Annotated in this window: 18 protein-coding genes and 1 other annotated feature (1 of these 19 running past the window's edge); of the genes, 9 read left to right on the top strand and 9 right to left on the bottom strand. The window is 47.3% G+C overall.

The annotated features are described in order from the left end of the window. Positions 1 to 92 (top strand) — a binding site (T-box leader) (it extends 111 nt beyond the left edge of the window). A gap of 53 nt (positions 93 to 145) precedes the next feature. Genes proB through proC form a run of 3 tightly spaced genes read left to right on the top strand, consistent with a single transcriptional unit; the run spans position 146 to position 3,353 of the window. Beyond that, complete coding sequence (proB, locus tag Q0757_RS01910; protein ID WP_298784498.1) at positions 146 to 1,261, top strand: glutamate 5-kinase; 1,116 nt, start codon at positions 146 to 148, stop codon at positions 1,259 to 1,261. A 2-nt stretch (positions 1,262 to 1,263) separates the two neighbouring features. Continuing rightward, on the top strand, positions 1,264 to 2,526 hold the full coding sequence (locus tag Q0757_RS01905) for a glutamate-5-semialdehyde dehydrogenase (RefSeq protein WP_298784163.1): 1,263 nt from the start codon (positions 1,264 to 1,266) through the stop codon (positions 2,524 to 2,526). Continuing rightward, positions 2,523 to 3,353, top strand: a complete 831-nt coding sequence (gene proC / locus Q0757_RS01900; protein ID WP_298784162.1) for a pyrroline-5-carboxylate reductase — start codon at positions 2,523 to 2,525, stop codon at positions 3,351 to 3,353. Before Q0757_RS01905 ends, proC begins: the two co-directional genes overlap by 4 nt. Before the next feature lie 38 nt (positions 3,354 to 3,391). Here proC and Q0757_RS01895 read toward each other — a convergent pair whose 3' ends face one another. Next, positions 3,392 to 4,381 (bottom strand): NAD(P)/FAD-dependent oxidoreductase, encoded by a 990-nt coding sequence (locus Q0757_RS01895; protein WP_298784161.1) that lies wholly within the window; start codon positions 4,379 to 4,381, stop codon positions 3,392 to 3,394. A gap of 91 nt (positions 4,382 to 4,472) precedes the next feature. Here Q0757_RS01895 and Q0757_RS01890 point away from each other — a divergent pair, with 91 nt between their 5' ends. After that, on the top strand, positions 4,473 to 5,282 hold the full coding sequence (locus tag Q0757_RS01890; RefSeq protein ID WP_298784160.1) for an ion transporter: 810 nt from the start codon (positions 4,473 to 4,475) through the stop codon (positions 5,280 to 5,282). A gap of 47 nt (positions 5,283 to 5,329) precedes the next feature. Here Q0757_RS01890 and Q0757_RS01885 read toward each other — a convergent pair whose 3' ends face one another. After that, complete coding sequence (locus tag Q0757_RS01885) at positions 5,330 to 6,697, bottom strand: aspartate kinase (protein WP_298784159.1); 1,368 nt, start codon at positions 6,695 to 6,697, stop codon at positions 5,330 to 5,332. Between the two features lie 400 nt (positions 6,698 to 7,097). Between Q0757_RS01885 and Q0757_RS01880 the strand changes: the two genes are divergently transcribed. Continuing rightward, a complete protein-coding gene (locus tag Q0757_RS01880) occupies positions 7,098 to 7,406 on the top strand; it encodes a MerR family transcriptional regulator (RefSeq protein ID WP_022792668.1) in 309 nt (102 codons plus the stop codon). Positions 7,407 to 7,648: 242 nt separating this feature from the next. Next, positions 7,649 to 8,059, top strand: a complete 411-nt coding sequence (gene cbpB / locus Q0757_RS01875; protein WP_298784154.1) for a cyclic-di-AMP-binding protein CbpB — start codon at positions 7,649 to 7,651, stop codon at positions 8,057 to 8,059. 15 nt (positions 8,060 to 8,074) lie between these two features. Here cbpB and Q0757_RS01870 read toward each other — a convergent pair whose 3' ends face one another. Both Q0757_RS01870 and Q0757_RS01865 read right to left on the bottom strand, forming a co-directional pair. Beyond that, complete coding sequence (locus tag Q0757_RS01870) at positions 8,075 to 8,533, bottom strand: SRPBCC family protein (RefSeq protein WP_298784152.1); 459 nt, start codon at positions 8,531 to 8,533, stop codon at positions 8,075 to 8,077. Between the two features lie 56 nt (positions 8,534 to 8,589). Then, complete coding sequence (locus Q0757_RS01865) at positions 8,590 to 9,030, bottom strand: YlbF family regulator (RefSeq protein ID WP_298784150.1); 441 nt, start codon at positions 9,028 to 9,030, stop codon at positions 8,590 to 8,592. A gap of 128 nt (positions 9,031 to 9,158) precedes the next feature. On the opposite strand from Q0757_RS01865, the gene Q0757_RS01860 reads away from it, so the two are divergent. Both Q0757_RS01860 and ytvI read left to right on the top strand, forming a co-directional pair. Then, a complete protein-coding gene (locus Q0757_RS01860; RefSeq protein WP_298784147.1) occupies positions 9,159 to 9,671 on the top strand; it encodes a PaaI family thioesterase in 513 nt (170 codons plus the stop codon). A 97-nt stretch (positions 9,672 to 9,768) separates the two neighbouring features. Then, positions 9,769 to 10,833 (top strand): sporulation integral membrane protein YtvI, encoded by a 1,065-nt coding sequence (ytvI, locus tag Q0757_RS01855; RefSeq protein WP_298784144.1) that lies wholly within the window; start codon positions 9,769 to 9,771, stop codon positions 10,831 to 10,833. A gap of 34 nt (positions 10,834 to 10,867) precedes the next feature. Here the strand turns inward: ytvI and Q0757_RS01850 are convergent, their stop codons facing one another. Further along, on the bottom strand, positions 10,868 to 11,422 hold the full coding sequence (locus Q0757_RS01850; protein ID WP_298784143.1) for a DUF420 domain-containing protein: 555 nt from the start codon (positions 11,420 to 11,422) through the stop codon (positions 10,868 to 10,870). 252 nt (positions 11,423 to 11,674) lie between these two features. Between Q0757_RS01850 and Q0757_RS01845 the strand changes: the two genes are divergently transcribed. Further along, on the top strand, positions 11,675 to 12,574 hold the full coding sequence (locus Q0757_RS01845) for a heme A synthase (RefSeq protein ID WP_298784141.1): 900 nt from the start codon (positions 11,675 to 11,677) through the stop codon (positions 12,572 to 12,574). A gap of 18 nt (positions 12,575 to 12,592) precedes the next feature. Here the strand turns inward: Q0757_RS01845 and Q0757_RS01840 are convergent, their stop codons facing one another. From Q0757_RS01840 to Q0757_RS01825, 4 genes are all read right to left on the bottom strand, one after another. Continuing rightward, entirely contained in the window at positions 12,593 to 13,762 is a 1,170-nt protein-coding gene (locus Q0757_RS01840; RefSeq protein WP_298784139.1) for an enhanced intracellular survival protein Eis, read from the bottom strand. A gap of 3 nt (positions 13,763 to 13,765) precedes the next feature. Further along, the gene (locus tag Q0757_RS01835) at positions 13,766 to 15,193 is read right to left on the bottom strand and encodes a deoxyribodipyrimidine photo-lyase (protein ID WP_298784137.1); all 1,428 of its coding nucleotides are present in this window, start codon (positions 15,191 to 15,193) and stop codon (positions 13,766 to 13,768) included. A 201-nt stretch (positions 15,194 to 15,394) separates the two neighbouring features. Continuing rightward, a complete protein-coding gene (gene pyc, locus Q0757_RS01830; RefSeq protein ID WP_298784135.1) occupies positions 15,395 to 18,841 on the bottom strand; it encodes a pyruvate carboxylase in 3,447 nt (1,148 codons plus the stop codon). A gap of 283 nt (positions 18,842 to 19,124) precedes the next feature. Further along, positions 19,125 to 19,400, bottom strand: a complete 276-nt coding sequence (locus tag Q0757_RS01825; RefSeq protein WP_094907905.1) for a YlaN family protein — start codon at positions 19,398 to 19,400, stop codon at positions 19,125 to 19,127. Positions 19,401 to 19,416: the final 16 nt, after the last annotated feature.

Raw genomic sequence — 19,416 nt, 5'->3', positions numbered from 1 at the left:
TAGGACGCGGTCCTGCGTTAATGGACATGAGCGGAAAAGACACAGTCTTTTCAACTAAAGGTGGTACCGCGGATAACTCTTTCGTCCTTTTACAGGCGAAGGGGTTTTTTATATGCATTCAGAACGAATAAGACAGGTGGTTCCAATGAAAAAAGAACGGGTCGTTGTGAAAATCGGGAGCAGCTCTTTAACGAATCAGCAGGGGAGCTTAAGCAGGGAACAGCTGAAGCAGTACGCGGATGAAATCATCCGGCTGCGACAGGCAGGAAATGAAGTTATTTTGATCAGCTCCGGGGCAGTAGCTGCCGGCTTTTACGATCTAGGCTATCCATCCCGCCCAGTTACGACTGCCGGCAAACAGGCAGCTGCTGCCGTTGGCCAGAGCCAGCTGATGCAGGCGTACAACGAAGAATTCAGCAGAGTGAATATTGCCTGCGGTCAGCTGCTTTTAACCCGGGAAAATTTCGCCAATCACAGCCAGTACCAGAATGCCCATTCCACCATTACCGAGCTCCTTCACCGCCAGGTGCTTCCCATTATTAACGAAAACGACTCCATCGCTGTCGATGAACTTACGTTCGGGGATAATGACATGCTGTCGGCACTTGTAGCCGGACTTGTACACGCAGATACACTGCTGATATTAACAGATATCAACGGTATTTACGACAAGAACCCAAACGAAGATCCGGAAGCCAAAAAATATCACTTTATCCCGTCCATCACGAGCGACCTGATGGAGCAGGCCGGAGAATCAAACTCCTCTGTCGGCACCGGCGGTATGCGGTCCAAGCTAAAAGCAGCCGGCACAGCCATCCGCCTCGGCACCCGGGTTTTTGTCGGCAGGCTCGGCAGCGGACACCGACTTGAAGACGTCCTCAGCGGCAAAGGGGACGGCACCTATATAGGCGTGCCCGGCGGCGATGTGGTGAACAATAAAAAACAATGGATTGGCCTCCACTCCGTTACTGCCGGCGCCGTAGTGGTTGATGAAGGCGCAGCAAAGGCGCTGCTCCGTTCCGGGAAAAGCCTCCTTCCTGCCGGCATCGTCGATGTGCAGGGCCACTTTTCCGCCGGGAATGTTGTCGATGTGTATGACCAGAAGGACCAGCTGCTCGGGCGCGGGCAGGTGAACATGAGTGCCAAGGAGCTTCACGCCGTTAAAGGGAAATCCTCGGCTGAAGCCGCCTCATTTACATTAACGTCAAAATCAGAAGTCATCCACCGGGATAACTGGATTACTACTGTAAGGGAGAGATAAATATGGAACAAACACAAATCAGCACCCAGATGCGGGTGCAGGGAGAAGCAGCGAAAAAAGCGTCAAAGCGTGTCGCTTCTGCTTCTACCGAAGAAAAAAACAAGGCACTTGCACTTATCGCCGACGAACTTGAAACGAGAGAATCTTTTATTCTGGAAGCGAATGCCCAGGACCTTGAAGCAGGAAGGAAAAACGGATTATCCTCCGCCCTCCTTGACCGCCTAACGCTCGACTCGGGACGCATCGCAGGCATGGCTGACGGCTGCCGGCAGATCGCGTCTCTTGAAGATCCTATCGGTGAAACCATTGAATCCTGGACCCGGCCGAACGGCCTGAAATTGGAAAATATCCGGGTTCCGCTCGGCGTGATCGGCATGATTTACGAAGCCCGCCCGAATGTGACAGCTGACGCAGCCGCTCTTGCTTTAAAAACAGGCAACGGCGTTCTTTTACGCGGCAGCTCTTCCGCTTTTCAGTCAAATCAGGCGGTCATGGACGCCATATGGGAGGCTCTGGCAAAAACCTCCCTTCCGAAAGAAGCGGTGCAGCTCGCCTCTGATACTTCAAGGGAAGCTGCCACGACAATGTTTCAGATGAATGATTTCCTGGATGTATTAATACCACGCGGCGGGGCCAATTTAATTAAAACCGTAGTGAATCAGTCCACCGTCCCAGTGCTTGAAACCGGCGTCGGCAACTGCCACATTTTTATTGACGAAACCGCCGAAGCCGACAAGGCAGTACAGATTGCCGTCAATGCCAAAACGCAGCGCCCTTCTGTCTGTAATGCAGCTGAAACTATCCTTGTGCACCAGTCCTGGCTTGAGACCCACGGCGAATCCCTGGTGCATGCTCTGTTTGCCCACGGAGTTACTATACGCGGGGATGCTCCGGTACAAAAGCTGCATGGCGATGTGGAGCCTGCAGCCGACGAGGATTGGAACACCGAATACCTGGATATGATCGTTGCAGTGAAAACGGTACAGGACACAGAAGAAGCCATTGAGCATATTAATACGTTTACCACGTACCACTCTGAAGCCATTGTCACCGAATCTGCGGAAAATAAGCAGAAGTTTTTCCAACAGATCGATGCAGCGGCTCTTTATCACAACGCCTCCACCCGCTTTACCGATGGATTCGAATTCGGCTTTGGCGCAGAAATCGGAGTGAGCACCCAGAAGCTGCATGCCCGCGGACCAATGGGATTAAAGGCGATCACTTCCTACAAATATCTAATTCACGGAGATGGGCAGATCAAATGATGACAAAAACAAACCTACAGCAGAAAACCATTGCATTTATCGGCTCCGGCTCGATGGCAGAGGCTATATTTTCAGGCCTGCTGCGCCATGAGCTGGTCAAACCGGCAAACGTGCTCGGAACGGTGAAATCGTCTGCAGATAAGCAGGAACGACTGAAGGAGCAGTACGGCATTCAGGTAAAAACCAATAACCAGGAAGCAGTGAAAGCAGCTGATATCGTCGTTCTCGCCGTCAAACCAAAGGATGCCGAAGCGGTCGTTCAGTCATTTGCAGGCGAAATGACTAAAGATAAGCTTTTGATCAGCGTCCTGGCCGGTATTTCTTTAAGCGATCTTGAATCCTTCGCCGGACAGGATGTGCCGGTAGTCCGTTCGATGCCAAACACTTCTGCCCACGTCGGTGCCTCGACAACAGCTATATGTGCAGGCACCTATGCCACTGACGAGGATCTTGATCTTGCAGAATCGCTGTTTAAGGTAGTCGGGAGTGTGCACACAATTTCCGAGCAGGATATCGACGGCTTCACTGCAATTGCCGGAAGCGGCCCTGCCTATTTTTATTATTTCCTGGAAGCGATGGAGGAAATGGCGGCTGAATCAGGCTTCGAACCAGAGGAAGCAAAAAGTATCATCGCCCAAACCATGGAAGGGGCGGCCTTTCGCTACCTCGATTCTGACAAAAAACCGCATGAACTGTATCAGGAAGTATTGAGTCCAAATGGAGTGACTGAAGCAGCTTTCACCCATCTTGAAAAACACAGAGTCCAGAAGCATTTTTTAGAAGCCATGAAGGAAGCTTCCAAACGCTCCGGCTCCATTGGAGATTGACGACAGAAAAGCAGGAACCGGGCCCCGGTTCCTGCTTTTTATTGAAGCAGCGAAATAATTTTGCCCGCCGCATCCTTTCCGCTTAAAACAGCACCCTCCACTTTTCCTTCGCCAAATGCGTCTCCTGCAAACGCAAGTGGATACGGCGAATCATAGCTTCTTGAACGGTCCGGATACATATGCACCGGCTTCGCGTAGCGCCAGCGCTTCGGGTGAAGCTTTCTCACTTTTTTGCGATCAAGGAGAGGCCCGGCAATCCGGCACAGCTCTTCGGCAAAAGCTTCACCGCTGTCGTCCCAGTGCTCCCTTGACCAGTCACCTTCTGCGTGTACGGTAAGAACGCAGGAATCGGAAATGCCCTTCTGGTAATTACAGCCGACAAACTGAATTCTCGGATCTTTCGTCTGGATGCCTCCTGGCTCCTTAAGAGGACTTTCCCCTTCATATTCGATCATTACAGATAAGCACGGGTCGTAGCGGACGGAGGAAAGGTCCTCTTCCCACCTGCGCTCTCCGGGAACGTTTTGCAGCATCTCGAGGGACTGCGGCACAGGGGCGGTTAACAGGACAGCCCGCGTTTTCATTTGATCAGTATCTGTTCGAAGCTGCCAGCCTTCCTCTCCCGGCATGACTGCCGTAATTTTTGTTTCCTTCTCTATCGTTTTTCCCTTCCATAAATTTTTCATCAGCGGGGCCATCCCGGCGCGGCCAACGTATCTCGGATGACCGTCTCCCTGAAAATGCTGCTTTTGATCAAGGCTTTCGAGCTGAATAAATCCATTGCTCCAATTGCGTATGTACCCGGCCGCTTCCCATTCCTTTGCCGTCTGTTTCATCGATTGACTTCTCGCAGTGAAAAACTGGGCCCCGTGATCCGCCCGGCCGTCGTTCAATCTTCGTGTAGCCATTCTGCCGCCAAGTCCTCTGCTTTTTTCTACAACCGCGGTGCGCAGTCCGTGCTTTTCCAGCTCCCGGTTCGCGCTCCATCCGGCAAGGCCGGCACCGATAATAATGACATCCGGATTCATATAATTCCTCCTCACACAGCTGTTTTCTTTTCTTTGTCTGCTTTTTTCTGTACAATCAAAACGGTTCACATCTTTTTAAAGGAGTCCACCCATGAGCGAGATATCTACCTTTACCCGTTTTCGGCAGCGTTTAGCTGTCATTTTGGATCAGCCGGTTTTCACTGCTGTTGTAACGACACTGATTTTATTTAATGCGCTGCTGGTAGGGCTTGAAACCTCCGAAACCCTGTACAGCCGCTATGAAAACACGTTTTCTTTGTTAAATTACATACTTCTCTGGCTTTTTACCATCGAGGTTATCATCCGGTTTTTAGGTGTTTTTCCCTCCTATCATTTTTTTAAGTCTCCCTGGAACTGGTTTGATTTCTTCATCGTAGCAGCCGGGCACATCTTTGCCGGCTCGGCTTTCATTACCGTGCTCCGGGTTCTCCGGGTTCTCCGGGTCCTCCGGGCTATCACCGTTGTTCCTTCTCTGCGGCGGCTCGTGGATGCTTTGCTCCGCACCATCCCTTCGCTAGGAAACATTATGATTCTGATGAGCATCATTTTCTACGTGTACGCAGTAATTGGCACTATGCTTTACCGCGACACGGCCCCTGAATATTTTGGGGACATATTTCAGTCCTTACTGACCCTGTTTCAGGTCGTAACCCTCGAGTCATGGGCAAGCGCCGTCATGCGGCCGATCGCTGAAACCAATCCATTAAGCTGGATTTATTTTGTCTCCTTTGTGCTCGTCGGAACGTTTGTGGTGTTCAACCTGTTTGTGGGCGTCATTGTCAGTAACGTCGAAAAGGCGGAAGCTGAAGAAAGCGAAGACAAGCTGCAGAAGCAGCTTGATCATATGGAGAGCGAGCTGAGCGATATTAAGCAGCTTCTAAAAGAAAAACAAAAGGATTAGCTTTTTATACACAAAAGAGGGCAGCCCCAGGGCCGCCCTCTTTATTTTTACTGCAGCACTTCTTTTGTGCTGAAAAATTCTTCATATAAGCCACGGATGGCTTCATCAACATGCTCTTCAGCAATCCCGAAACTGAGTGACACTTCGGATGAGCCCTGGTTGATCATTTCGATGTTAATACCTTTTTCAGAGAAGGCCCGGGTCGCACGGGCAGCTACACCCACTGTCTCATGCATGCCCTCACCAACAAGCATAATCATCGCGTAGCCTTTTTCAATATAGGCATCGTCTGCATCCAGTTCCTTCATGATCCGCTCAATGATACGCTCTTCTTTTTCCTTGGACATCTGTCCTTCCTCGATAATGATGGAAGTGTCATCGATTCCTGACGGCATGTGCTCGTACGAAACCCCTTCGTCTTCAATAATCGCAAGCAGACGGCGGCCAAAGCCTACTTCCCGGTTCATTAAGTATTTGCGCACATAGATAGTTTCAAATCCTTTATCTGCCGCAATGCCGATAATTGGGTTCAATGAATATTCCCGTTCAGAAATGATCATCGTGCCGCTTCCCCGCGGATTATTCGTGTTTTTCACACATACCGGAATCTTTTTGCGAAAAGCCGGAATGAGCGCTTCGTCATGGAATACAGCGAACCCTGCATAGGAAAGCTCCCGCATCTCACGATAAGTCATACGCTTAATTGCACACGGACTGTCCACTACCGTCGGGTTAGCCGCAAATACCGAGTCCACATCTGTGAAGTTTTCGTAAAGGTCAGCCTGCACCCCAGCAGCCAGAATGGAGCCGGTAATATCTGAACCTCCCCGGGAGAACGTAACGAGGTCCCCTTCCTTCGAATAGCCGAAGAATCCCGGAAATACTACCACTCCATCGCGTTCACGCAGCTTATAAATGTGGTCGTAGGACTCGTTTAGCACCTGGGCATTCCCAGGAGTGTCGCTTACAAACAGGCCGGCATCGTTTGGATTAACATACTCGGCAACGGTACCGATACTTTGAAGATACCTTGCCACTACTTTGGCGTTATTATCCTCACCACCGGCTTTCATTTGGTCCACAAAACGCCCTTCGTTACTTTTCGTGAACTGAATCCGGGCTTCAATATCACTTTCAATGGTCGCAATAATGTCATCTGATAAATTCAGCTCGGCTGTAATACTCCGGAAGCGTTCCAGTACTCTGTTTTTGGCCTCTTCCACGCCGGAATTCTTCAGGCAGGCTTCCGCAAGGGAAATTAACAGGTCTGTCACTTTTGTATCTTCACTATTTCGTTTGCCCGGGGCAGAGACTACTACCACCCTGCGGTCTTCATCGGTCGCTACAATGTCTGCCACCTTTTTAATCTGCTCTGCACTTGCCAGGGAACTTCCTCCAAATTTAGCTACTTTCATTTTCCCGTCACTCCTGTCGTTATTTCCAGTCTTTGTATAATATTATTCGTGTATATTGCCTGCTTTGTTATTGTGATGTGAATTGTTCAAAAATTTCACAATTAATAGATTATCACATGTTCTATCCGTCAACAATCAGTAATATAAATGGTTAAAGCCCGTTTGGCCCGATTCTTATGTAAAAGAACCCGTAGTCCTTTTTATACTCGTAATCCATAGCAATTACTTTCAATTGATAAGCTATAGTCGTTGATCTATTATTTCCCTCTTTTTTATGGGTTCAAGCATTGATTTCCCAACTTTAATTCTCTCATATGTAAGGTAATCTAACAAATAAACATACACGAAAAAGTTATTATGGTATATTAGCTTACAAAAGAGATGAAAAGGGGAGCAAACTATGTCGTCATACAAAGATAAAAAAGTAATTACGATTGGAGTTATGAGCGAATTAACCGGACTTTCCGAAAGAAAAATTCGTTACTATGAAGAGCGTAAACTGATTTACCCTGACCGCACCTCCGGCGGCACCAGGAAATATTCTTTTTTGGATGTAGAGCGACTCCTCGATATTGCAGAAAAAATGGAAGACGGCATGCAGACATTTGAAATCCGCCGCATGGAGCAAAAGAAAATGAAAAACAAAGAGCTGCGGGAGAGAATGCTGCGCGGCCAGCTGAACGCAGCCTTCAATATGCGCAAAGGCTGAATCCATTTTCTTCCAAAAGACAGCTGTTGAGTCGATTTGAATCAACAGCTGTCTTTGGTCTGCCTAAAATCACTCAGATCACCGTTAATTACGTTTTTTGGAACTTGACGAAAACTTGAAATCCTTTTATTATTCAACTTGTCTTTATATTTCTGCGTTGTAGCTATCGTTTTATTGCTTTAGTGAGAAATCAATGAAAGTATGTGATGACAGTGCTTCATGAGTTAAAAAACACGAATATTATGGATCAGGAAATAGCTGAACTGATTATCGGCCACGAAAAAGTAGCCCATGTGCAGGCAGCCAACCCCCTCGACCATGCGCTTTTAATATTAATTAAATCTGGGTACACCGCAGTTCCGGTGTTAGATACGCACTACCGTGTCCAGGGCCAGATCAGCAAAGCCCAGGTACTTGATACGATTCTCGGCACAGAGCGAATCGAAATGGATAAGCTTCATGAGCATACCGTGGAATCGGTCATGTCGGAAAAGGTTCCGAAAATGAACGTGGATGATAACTTCGGAAAGGCATTGACGCTTTCCATTAATCATCCATTTGTATGTATTGAAGATGATGAAGGTGCTTTTGTGGGACTCATTACACGGCGGGCTATTCTGGTTATGGTCCACCGCGAATTTCAATCGGATTAAAAGAAGGTCCGCTTTTTAATCGAAAGCGGACCTTCTTTTATTTTCCGGACTGAACTGATTTACTACAAAGGCTTTACGACTTTTAAACATCCCGCTTAAAAAGCATTTTACCATCCAGGCCGGTACCACCGACTCAAATTCGATGTAATCATGAACCCCCGTGAGCGGTCCGAGATCCTGGAAAGTATGAGTATGCCTCCATGCCGTGAACGGAAAGGGTAATTTTTTCCCTTCATCCTGAAACGCGTTCGGCGCATCCACGTAAGTAATAACCGAATCCCATACCGTTTTCCATATTCCAAAATAAAGATACAGCCGGATCTCAGCCCCTTCTTCTGTTTTTCCGGAGGATTCCACCTCAACTTCCGGAAACTGCGTCATTTCTTCAAGCTGCACCGGGTCCTGAAAGTAGTTCCAGACTTCTTCTTTCGACGCGGGTACTACGGTCTGGGCTTCAAACACACCTTTAAACATAGCAAAAACCTCCTCTTTAAAGGAGGTATACCCTAAAAGAGGAGGTTTTATGTTTATCAGGAGCAGCCGCAGCTTCCCCCAGTCGAACAGCCGCATGACTGGTTATCATAAAACGGATTGCCCGTCGGCACTTTGATGGAAGATGATACAGATTCTGCTACCAGTGTGGATATCTCGGTCAGTAAATTATCAAGCGCTTTTTCAGCCTGGCGATAGCGGATAACTGTCTCATGCATATCCATTTCCCGCTTTACAACCCTCACCTGTTTAGCGGTTGTCTTATAATCCGGGTGATATGCTCCGAAACGCTGTACTTCTTCGTACTGATCCTTCCAGCTTAAAAAATTATTAATTTTTTCCTGGGCATCCGGATCGTCCTTCATCGCTTTTTTGGCTTCCTTATATTCAATGTATATATCAGACTCTACAACCATGTGTCCTAACTGTTCCGATTGCTCGAGGATATCTACAGACGTCGATGCTTCTATTACAGACATACATTCACCTCCGCTTTCATCTTATCACGGATCGCCTCATTCTATGAAGAACGAATCGTCATATTTGTTCGCTTTTTGTCTTATTGCTACAATATACATAGAAGCGCACTACCGAGAGGATGACAAACATGACCGAAAAACAATCACCCCAGCTGACAGAGCAGGAAATGCTTGAAAATATTCTGACAAACGGATCCCCCGAAGCTAAGGAGCTGACTAAGCATTACCTCAGGCTGCTTTACGACTGGGACGCTTCAGAGGCCAGAAGCGGTGTGGAGCATTTAATGCACACTTCCACCTACTGGGAGGATGAAGAGACGCTCTGCGCCCAGATCCCAGTCCACCCCGGACTGCACAATACGCACGGCATCGTTCACGGCGGCGTACTGACGACGATTATGGATAATTCCATGGGGGTGCTTCTTTCGGAGCTCTCTCCTGTACCCGGTAATATTTTAACAATCGATATTCATGTACAATTCATCTCCGCCGGTACCGGCGGAAAGCTCACCTGCAAAGCATCTCCGGTCACCGTTGGCCACCGGATCTCCTATGCCGAAGCCGCCGTTTATGATGAAGAAAACCAGCTCATCGCAAAGGCAGACGGTACCTTTTATTTAAAACAGACCTCCCGCTCCTGACCCATCGTTCGTTAATTTAGTACTACTATCCGTTTAAATACATTATAATGAATAAAGTACGTACATACTGCTTCATTTTGATGAAAGGAGTTTCCCTGTGACCGCCCTGCTGACAAAAAAAAATATCTTCCGATTTATTGGCATCGTTCTTGCCCTTGTCGCTCTTTACTTTATTCTACCTGTTTCGGGTCCAATTATTCTTGCGTGGCTGACCGCCCTGGCCCTTTCTCCGGCTGTGCGTCTCGCCATGCGTTCTCTTAAAATTAAACGGCCGTTTTCAGTTATGATCGTCTTCTCGGCTTTTCTTTTACTATTAATTCTACTCGGGTATTTGTTGATTACGCAGGTAATCACTCAGGTGGTGGCGTTTTCCAAAAACCTTCCTACATATATCGGCAATCTTGTAGAAACCGTAGAAAATATTCAAACCGGGCTGAACAACCGCTACGAGCAGTGGAACCTTCCGCAGGATACTATTGACCAGATCAATAACCGGATTGCCGAGATGCTTACCGGCCTCCAGGAAAATATCGCAAGCGGCGACCTTCTGAACCAGGCGACGGCAATCATCGCTTCCATTCCCGGCTACTTGATCATGTTTTTAGTGTATTTGATCGCTCTTTATTTGTTTATGATTGACCTTCCGAGACTGACGGATAAATTCTATTCCTTTTTAAAGCCTGAAACTACTGAAAAATTTCAATTTATGACGAGCCGGCTCGCTGAAGTAATTCTAGGCTTCTTTAAAGCCCAATTTTTGGTCAGCCTGATTATACTGGCCGTTACATTTATCGGATTAATGATTTTCACTCCCGAAGTGGCAATTGTGATGAGTCTGATTATATGGGCTATTGATTTTATTCCGATTATTGGCTCCATCGCCATTCTTGCACCATGGTCTATCTATATGTATATCAGCGGCGACCTTGTCCTTGGCACACAGCTGCTGGCGCTTGGTATCGTACTGCTCATTATTCGCCGTACTGTCGAACCAAAAGTAATGGGGCACCATATCGGACTTTCGCCGCTCGCCACCTTAATCAGCCTGTACCTCGGGCTTACGCTGCTCGGTGTCGTAGGCTTTATTGTCGGTCCGCTCGCAGTTATTGCTTTTACTTCTGCACGGGAAGCAGGGCTCATCAAATTAAATTTCAAAGTATAAAAAAAGGAAAGCCATCGCGCGGCTTTCCTTTTTCCTAATAATAAGGGGCAATCATGAAATAAACCACTACGCCGGTAATACTTACATACAGCCACAGCGGCATCGTCCACCGTGCAATTTTACGGTGCTTCTGCACCTGATACGTAAAGCCCTTTAAAAAAGTATAAATTGAAAGCGGCACGATCAATGCTGCCAAAATAATGTGAGAGATCAAAATAAAATAATACACATACTGAATGATCCCTTCTCCGCCGTAGGACGTACTCGAAGCAAGGCTGTGGTATGCCAGATATGTTACGAGAAAAAGGGTCGTTGTTGTAAAAGCACCGTATATGAACCGGCGGTGCATCTTGATATTTTTCCGTAAAATAAAGTATAAAGCCCCGAGTAAAAACACGGTGGTAAAGCTGTTAAATATTGCATTCATCATTGGCAGAATGGTCAGATCGAAACCGTTAAATGTCTGTCCGCCGCCTTCTACAAAAATCAAAATTGTTACAAGCCCGTTAATAATCACACTGAGCAGAATCACGATCCACGTATGCGTACGATTAGTCTGCTTCTGTTCTTCGGCTTTTAATTGCGACACGTATATTCCTCCTATTCTCTGGTGGCGGTTATATTATACTAAATCACGCAGCTTTTTGCAGAACTCTGAATTAACAATCCAGTGAACGTTTTTTTCTGTCCCTCCTGCTTTCACAGATTTTTCACATTTCAATATTTGTTCATGGGCGGACCAGGATTAAAAATTGACTTTTCCAGGCTGGAAATCTACGATTAATTATGTAAGAAAAACGTGAAGCTTTTAATTGCATTTATATTGAAGGAGTGACTTATTTTGCATTGGGGACTACGCACATTCGGCGCCATTACTTCTATTGGCATGCTCATTGTACTGCTGCAGGGAGCTCTGGTGACCAACACAGGGTCTGGTGAAGGGTGCGGTGCCACCTGGCCGCTTTGTTTCGGGGAAGTAGTACCTTCCAACCCTGCCGTCGCCACTATCATTGAATACAGCCACCGGCTCTGGTCGGGACTGATGGGACTTTTTGTTATTATTCTTGCTATCTGGTCGTCCGTGAAGCTTTCCCATTTACGGGAAACAAAATTCATGGCGCTGATGGCTGTACTGTTTATTATCTTTCAGGGATTAATGGGAGCCGGCGCTGTCATCTGGGGCAACTCGAGTCTTGTGCTCGCGCTTCATTTCGGTATCAGTGCCATCTCGCTTGCCACGGTTATCATGCTCACGATACTGGCATTTGAGGATAACGAAAAGCCTTCGCTGCAGCCAAAAGTAACGAAAGGCTACCGTAATTACCTGATCGCTACTATCGTTTATTCCTACGCTGTTATCTATACCGGAGCTTACGTGAAGCACTCCGGCGGATCGGAGATGGCCGGATGGATCCATCGCGGCGCTGCTGTCGCCCTCATGCTAGTCGTAGCAGTTCTGATGATTTGGACGCTGAAACGATTCAGAGCCTATACGTCTCTTGCTGCTATGAGTGTGATGGCATTCGCATTGATACTTGTTCAGGCAGGCGCAGGTATCGCGCTCATTTTCGGGGCCCCTCACTTAACATCGGTGCTTATTCACGCGCTGACAATCAGCATCATTTTCACTATTATGACCTATATGCTCGTGATCATTACGAGGCGGCCGGCCGTTTCGTCAGCAGAGCTTACAAGCACCTCCAATAACATTCATCAAAAAGAAGCAGGCCTTCATCATTAAAGGGCCTGCTTTTTTGTATCAGAAAAAATCATACATAAACGGAGTGAATCCCGGAAGCACACGGTCAAGCAGATCCAGCTGCTGTTTGCTTCCTTTTACAAGCGACATGCGCTCAGCCTCCCGCACGGTAATATACCCCATGACAAGGGCGGTCAATGTGTTGATGGTCAGTTCTATACCAGTATGGCTCGAGAGAACTTCTTTAATTTCCATCCGGCCCTCTTTCGATTTATACAGCTGCCAGCTCGTATTGTTCCAATCACAGAAATCATCCTCCACATGCAGGACCAGAGCCTCCTCGGGCGGCAGGTCCAACGGGTACTGGTGCAAAAATGGATATACATCGACGATTCGGGCCATGAAGTAGCTTTTTCTCGTTTCTTCAATCTTCGGCTCCGGCAGCATATAACGGCTCGGGTCATCAATAGCCGGAGAAATTTTAGCAGTCTCAATCATGGAATCGTGATTCGCCAGAAACCGCCACAATTCTCTGCGCGCATCCTCATGCCAGGCCACAAATTCATGCACAGTCAGCTGCTGCTCTTTTACCTCATACAGCACGTATCCGCTGTCAAAGCCATTTCCATCAGTGTACACAGCAGCGTTCCCTTTTTTACGCTGAAGTGTCCGGTTTTTCCACCACTGCTCAGAACGCGCAATCATGCCGGCATACTGTTTTGCCCACTTCTGATAGATATAGTCGAGAATCTGCCAGTCCTGCTGATAGATTCTGCGGATGCTGCCCCCTTCAGGCTCTCCGGTTTCCGGAAGCTGGTTTTTCGTCACTGTCCAATGCTTGGTATCACAGAACACCTCCCAGCCGAATTTCCGGTAAAAGGAAGTCGAAAAAGGATAAAGCATAGAGATAGGTACACCCCGGTCTCTTAAATCCACCAGCGCTTCTTTCAGTAATGAACGCACCAGGCTGCCCCGGCGCTTTTCCGGCCATGTTGCCACACCGGAAATGCCCCCCATTGGCATTTTAACCTCCCCAAGGTAAATGACCGTGGGGAAAATAGCCACCTTGGATAGCACCTTTCCCCGTTCGACCGCGACCCAGTTATCCTGGGGAACGATAGTCCGCCGCCTTTCCCGGCGCTGTTCTTCTGTTAAATGAATTTGAAAAGCATATTGGGCCAGATCCAGACTCTGATCGATTTCTGATTTTTTTATTCGGCGAATGTCCATGGCTTACTCTCCTTTAAACATTTCGATTGCTTTCTTTCGCTGTACCGCGTGGTCTACATCGGGTGCCGGGTAATCCTGGCCGACGATACAGCCATACTCCTTTTGCTGCTGTTCATTCATTTTCCACGGAGTATGAATATATTTTTTTGGGACGGACTGAAGCTCCGGCACATATTCACGAATATAGTCGCCCTGCGGATCAAAACGTTCGCTCTGCCTCACTGGAGAAAAGACGCGGAAGTACGGGACTGCATCTGTGCCAGTAGACGCAGCCCACTGCCACCCACCGGCATTGGAAGAAGGGTCATAATCAATCAGCCTGTCAGCAAAATACCTTTCTCCTTCTCTCCAGTCGATCAAATAATCCTTCGTTAAAAAAGAGGCAGCGATCATCCTTCCACGGTTATGCATCCAGCCTATTTCATTTAACTGCCGCATACAGGCATCTACAATCGGGTAGCCGGTACGGCCATCCTTCCACGTCTGCAGTCTTTTTTCATCGTACTCCCACGGCAGGTTCCTATACGCCTCTTTCAGCTCTTTATTTTTCAGCTCAGGACGCGTAGCGTGAATCATATTATAATAATCTCTCCAGGCAAGTTCGCCTACAAAGGCTTCAGCCCCAGGATTTCCTTCTTCAAGCTGCTCTGAAAGGGCCTGATAAATCGTACGCACTGACAGCCGCCCAGTTTTTAAGTAGGCAGACAGCCGACTCGTTCCATCGCGGGAGAGGGCATTATTTGTTTCATGATACTCCGGGGCAATTTCCTCCACAAATGTCTCCAGCCGTTGCCGCCCGTCTTCCTCCGCAGTACGCTCCCATGTCGTCCCGCTATTGTTCAAATAAGAGGAAAGCTTTTGATAAGCATCCTTCTGCGGCAGCTCCAATTCGGCCTGCTGGCTGATTATCTTGTCCAGTCTGCATTCATACGGCTGTTCCTTTTCAAGCTGACGCCAGGTACGATAATAAGGAGTGTAGACGGAATAGAGCCCGCCATCTTTTTTCTTCACTTCATCGGAGCGATGAAAATGAGCATCTTTATAAGCATGTGTTTCGACGCTCCGCTGCTCCATTTCTTTTAATACCTGCTCGTCCCTTTGGGCGGCCCGCGGCGTTTCGTCTTCATTAAAGAATAGATGAGTCAGCGCCGGCACCTTTTCTTTTAAGTAGATGAAAGCCTCATCTGCTGAACCATGCAGAAAATATAATTGTATATGTTGATCATCGCATTCTTTGCGAAATTTTTCTAGATTTTGAAAAAAATAATCATGATGAGGACATGAATACTCATAAAAGTCCGGATCAAGATGAAAAACCAGGAACCACCGCCTGCCTTCCTCTGCTTCCACCCATCGCTGCATTTCATGCATTGCCCGGTTATCTGTTAACCGTAAATCCCTTCGCATCCATAAAGCACTTACTTCCGCCATATGCTTCGCTCCTTTACACCTTCATTCTTTCACTTCAATTCTATACCTTTTTTCCGTTTATTTTACGCTTTTTCCTGAAGAATACATCCCCGCCAACAGATTTTTCTATCCAAAAACATTTTCCCGGCGCTTTGAAAAGATGGCTCCCGCCCTTTTCATCATAAAAAAAGGACCGGCCCACCGGCCGATCCTTTTTACCTGTTATTCAAATTCGATAAGAAGATCTCCCGATTCGATCGGTTCATTATTTCCTACATAAACGCCTTTAATTTTTCCATCAAACGGCGCCTGTACAGTCGTTTCCATCTTCATTGCTTCTGTAATCATAAGCTGATCGCCTTTTGCCACTTCGTCTCCCTCTTTGACAGAGGTTTGCAGCACGGTACCAGGCATCGTTGCCCCGATTTGGTTAGGATTTGATTTATCTACTTTCGGACGAACATTAGCATCCACCTTGGCGTTTTTATCCTTAATAACCACCTCGCGGGACTGTCCGTTCAATTCAAAGTACACGTTTCGATGACCGGTTTCGTCCGGCTCTGACACAGAAATAAGCTTCACAATCAGTGTCTTTCCTTTTTCGATTTCCACTTCCACTGTTTCTCCAAGCTCAAGCCCGTAGAAAAACGTTGGTGTATCCAATACAGATACATCACTGAAGCTTTGACGGAACTGCTCAAACTCCATGTATACTTTCGGATACATCGCGTAGGAAATCATATCATGGCTCGTCACTGGCCGGTCGAGTGTATTAAACAGTTCCTCTTCAATAGCTTTGAAGTCGACCGGTTCGAGGTTTTCACCCGGACGATTCGTAATAGGGGTACGATCCTTCAAAATGATTTTTTGAAGTTTTTCCGGGAAGCCCTGGTGCGGCTGTCCTAAATACCCCTGGAAAAATTCCACTACGGAGTCCGGGAAATCGAGGTTCTGACCGTTATCGTAAACATCCTCTTCGGTCAGATCATTCTGTACCATATACAGAGCCATATCCCCGACGATTTTCGACGACGGTGTTACTTTTACAACGTCCCCAAACATATCATTGACACGACGGTACATTTTTTTCACTTCACGCCAACGGTCACCAAGGCCTACCGCTTTAGCCTGCTGCTGCAGATTGCTGTACTGGCCGCCCGGCATTTCGTGTTCATACACTTCAGGCGCAGGCGAACGCATGCCGCTTTCAAAGCCCTGGTAATATTCACGAGTCGTGTCCCAGAAGTCACTAAGCTCCTGCAGAGCACCAACATCAACATTCGGCTGGCGTTTATTCCCGGCTAGTGCATAGTACAGGCCATCTGCACTTGGCTGTGAAGTCAGTCCTGCCATGGAGCTTTCAGCTACGTCAACAATGTCTACTCCTGCTTCAACAGCCCGGGCATACGTGAAAATAGCGTTGCCGCTCGTGTCGTGCGTGTGCAGGTGAACTGGGATGGAAATCGAATTTTTAAGTTCAGAGACAAGCTGATACGCTGCTTCCGGCTTCAACAGACCTGCCATATCCTTGATGCCCAGAATATGGGCGCCGGCGTTTTCAAGCTCTTTGGCGAGATTCTTATAATACTTCAGGTCATATTTGTTTCGTTTCGGGTCAAGAATATCCCCTGTATAACACATCGCTGCCTCAGCAATTTTATTTGTCTGCCGTACTTCATCAATCGTAAGAGTCATCCCTTTCACCCAGTTGAGAGAATCAAATATACGGAAAACATCGATGCCGGCATTTGCTGATTTATGAACAAATTCTTTGATCAGGTTATCCGGATAGTTTTTGTATCCCACGGCATTGGAGGAACGGAAAAGCATCTGCAGAAGCGTGTTTGGCATACGCTCACGAAGTTCAAGCAGCCGGGTCCATGGATCCTCATGCAGAAAGCGCATCGCCACATCAAAGGTGGCCCCGCCCCACATCTCCGAGGAGAATAAGTTAGGAAGCATCCGGGAGGTCGGCTCTGCAATACGTTTCAGATCATCACTGCGAACCCTCGTGGCAAGCAGCGACTGATGGGCGTCACGGAACGTGGTATCGGTCAAAAGCACTTCGTTTTGATCCTTCACCCAGTTCGCGAGACCCTCCGGCCCCTGTTCATCGAGAATCTGCTTTGTTCCTCTCGGTATCGGCTTTTTCTTATCGATCTTTGGCACCATCGGCTTATTGAGCGTCGGCTTTGGTGTATTTTCAAGCCCGGGATATCCGTTTACAATTGTTTCCCCGATGAATGTAAGCATTTTCGTGCCGCGGTCCTGGCGCACTGGAAATACAAACAGCTCCGGACTCGAATCAATAAACGAGGTGTCGTAGGTGCCATTGATGAATTTCTCATGCTGGACAACATTTTCCAGAAACGGGATGTTTGTACGAATACCGCGGATCCGGAACTCCCGCAGGTTTCGGAGCATTTTTTCAGAAGCCCCTTCAAATGTGCGTGCCCACGTGGATACCTTTACGAGCAGCGAATCGTAGTACGGGGAAATGATCGCTCCCTGGAAGCCGTTACCAGCATCCAGTCTTACCCCGAAGCCGCCGCTTGAACGATAAGCCATAATCCGGCCCGTATCCGGCATGAAATCATTCGCAGGGTCCTCTGTTGTAACCCGGGACTGGATGGCATAGCCGAATGTTTTAATATCTTTTTGCTCCGGAATATCTATGGAAGCGTCATGCAGCGTACCACCGTCAGCGATTTTCAGCTGGGACTGCACGATGTCCACCCCGGTGATCATTTCTGTAATTGTATGCTCCACCTGTACACGCGGGTTCACTTCAATGAAGAAAAATTCTCCCTTGTCGTTTACCAGAAACTCCACTGTGCCCGCATTGATGTATTCAATATTTCTGGCAAGCTTTACAGCAGCATCGCAAATACGTTCACGCAGCGACTCGTCAAGCGCAATACTCGGCGCTACCTCCACGACCTTTTGGTGACGGCGCTGAATGGAGCAGTCCCGCTCGTATAAATGGATAACGTTTCCTGCTTTATCCCCGAGCACCTGTACTTCAATATGCTTTGGATTTTCCACGAATTTTTCAACATAAACAATATCGTTGCCAAAAGCAGATTTTGCTTCGGATTTCGCCCGGTCGTAAGCATCCTCCAGCGATTCCGCGTCGCGGACAATACGCATGCCGCGGCCGCCGCCTCCGAGGGAAGCTTTAATCATGATTGGAAAGCCGTGCTTGTCAGTAAATTCCTTTACTTCCTCCACGCTGTCCACCGGACCGTCGCTTCCCGGGATGACTGGAAGATCGGCAGCGATAGCTGTTTCTCTTGCTTTAACTTTATCCCCAAACATCTCCAGGTGACGCGTTTCAGGCCCGATAAAGGTGATGCCTTCTTCATCACAGCGTCTGGCAAAGTCAATATTTTCAGAAAGAAAACCGTAGCCCGGGTGAATAGCGTCGACTCCGTTTTCTTTTGCCGTACGGATAATGTCTTCGATATCCAGGTACGCATCGATCGGCTTCTGCCCTTCCCCTACTAAGTATGCTTCGTCTGCTTTATAACGGTGAAACGCCCCTACATCTTCATTGGAATAAATAGCCACGGTGCGTATATGTAATTCTGTGCACGCCCGAAATATGCGTATAGCAATTTCACCGCGGTTTGCTACTAATACCTTTTTAATATTCTCTAGACCGTTCATCCTTCTCCTCCTCTTATCTATTACAGGATGTATCTATCTTATCCCGATAGGATCAATCAGAATTATCTTCAATAACTGATAATTCTAAATATAAATTATCATACGCAAGAACCAGGCTGTCTGTCAAAGTAATATTCTCATTTTTTAAAAATTTGTGCCTATTTTTATTATACGATTCTTTTGCGTAACGTTTCTTTACCCTGTTTTTTGCCTGCGTAAAACTTTAAATTAAAAATACACCTGTTTGTAAAAAAACCAAGCTATTCAATTAGAATAGCTTGGCTCATCCACCGACTGTTGCTTCATGAAAAGCAGCAAGTTTCCGTTCGAGTTCAGAAAGAATTTGTTTACCGGTATGTTCGTCGATGAGATTCAAACGAATGGCAAAATCAATTTCTCTTGAAAGGCCAAACATTTGTGTATCAAGCACCTCTTCGTAAAGTGGGCATTGAGGCATTGTCAGGTTATCCATCTGTACTTCAATAAGTTTTCTGATTTTCTCAGCATCTGCTTTTAATAAAGCGTATGCTTTCTCACTATGTTCTGTTGCTGCCCTCATGCTCAAGGCAATCCCT

The sequence above is a fragment of the uncultured Marinococcus sp. genome (assembly GCF_947493875.1).
Taxonomy (GTDB): Bacteria; Bacillota; Bacilli; order Bacillales; family Marinococcaceae; genus Marinococcus.
Note: the sequence above shows the minus strand (reverse complement) of the source record. Positions and strands in the feature narration are given on the sequence as shown.

Excerpts from the sequence above, each read along its gene's own strand:
- Q0757_RS01835 (WP_298784137.1), bottom strand. The coding sequence starts at position 15,193 with ATGGCGGAAGTAAGTGCTTTATGGATGCGAAGGGATTTACGGTTAACA.
- Q0757_RS01905 (WP_298784163.1), top strand. The coding sequence starts at position 1,264 with ATGGAACAAACACAAATCAGCACCCAGATGCGGGTGCAGGGAGAAGCA.
- Q0757_RS01885 (WP_298784159.1), bottom strand. The coding sequence starts at position 6,697 with ATGAAAGTAGCTAAATTTGGAGGAAGTTCCCTGGCAAGTGCAGAGCAG.
- Q0757_RS01825 (WP_094907905.1), bottom strand. The coding sequence starts at position 19,400 with ATGAGGGCAGCAACAGAACATAGTGAGAAAGCATACGCTTTATTAAAA.
- Q0757_RS01880 (WP_022792668.1), top strand. The coding sequence starts at position 7,098 with ATGTCGTCATACAAAGATAAAAAAGTAATTACGATTGGAGTTATGAGC.
- Q0757_RS01895 (WP_298784161.1), bottom strand. The coding sequence starts at position 4,381 with ATGAATCCGGATGTCATTATTATCGGTGCCGGCCTTGCCGGATGGAGC.
- Q0757_RS01890 (WP_298784160.1), top strand. The coding sequence starts at position 4,473 with ATGAGCGAGATATCTACCTTTACCCGTTTTCGGCAGCGTTTAGCTGTC.
- Q0757_RS01865 (WP_298784150.1), bottom strand. The coding sequence starts at position 9,030 with ATGTCTGTAATAGAAGCATCGACGTCTGTAGATATCCTCGAGCAATCG.
- Q0757_RS01860 (WP_298784147.1), top strand. The coding sequence starts at position 9,159 with ATGACCGAAAAACAATCACCCCAGCTGACAGAGCAGGAAATGCTTGAA.
- Q0757_RS01840 (WP_298784139.1), bottom strand. The coding sequence starts at position 13,762 with ATGGACATTCGCCGAATAAAAAAATCAGAAATCGATCAGAGTCTGGAT.
- cbpB (WP_298784154.1), top strand. The coding sequence starts at position 7,649 with ATGGATCAGGAAATAGCTGAACTGATTATCGGCCACGAAAAAGTAGCC.
- proB (WP_298784498.1), top strand. The coding sequence starts at position 146 with ATGAAAAAAGAACGGGTCGTTGTGAAAATCGGGAGCAGCTCTTTAACG.
- Q0757_RS01870 (WP_298784152.1), bottom strand. The coding sequence starts at position 8,533 with ATGTTTAAAGGTGTGTTTGAAGCCCAGACCGTAGTACCCGCGTCGAAA.
- proC (WP_298784162.1), top strand. The coding sequence starts at position 2,523 with ATGATGACAAAAACAAACCTACAGCAGAAAACCATTGCATTTATCGGC.
- pyc (WP_298784135.1), bottom strand. The coding sequence starts at position 18,841 with ATGAACGGTCTAGAGAATATTAAAAAGGTATTAGTAGCAAACCGCGGT.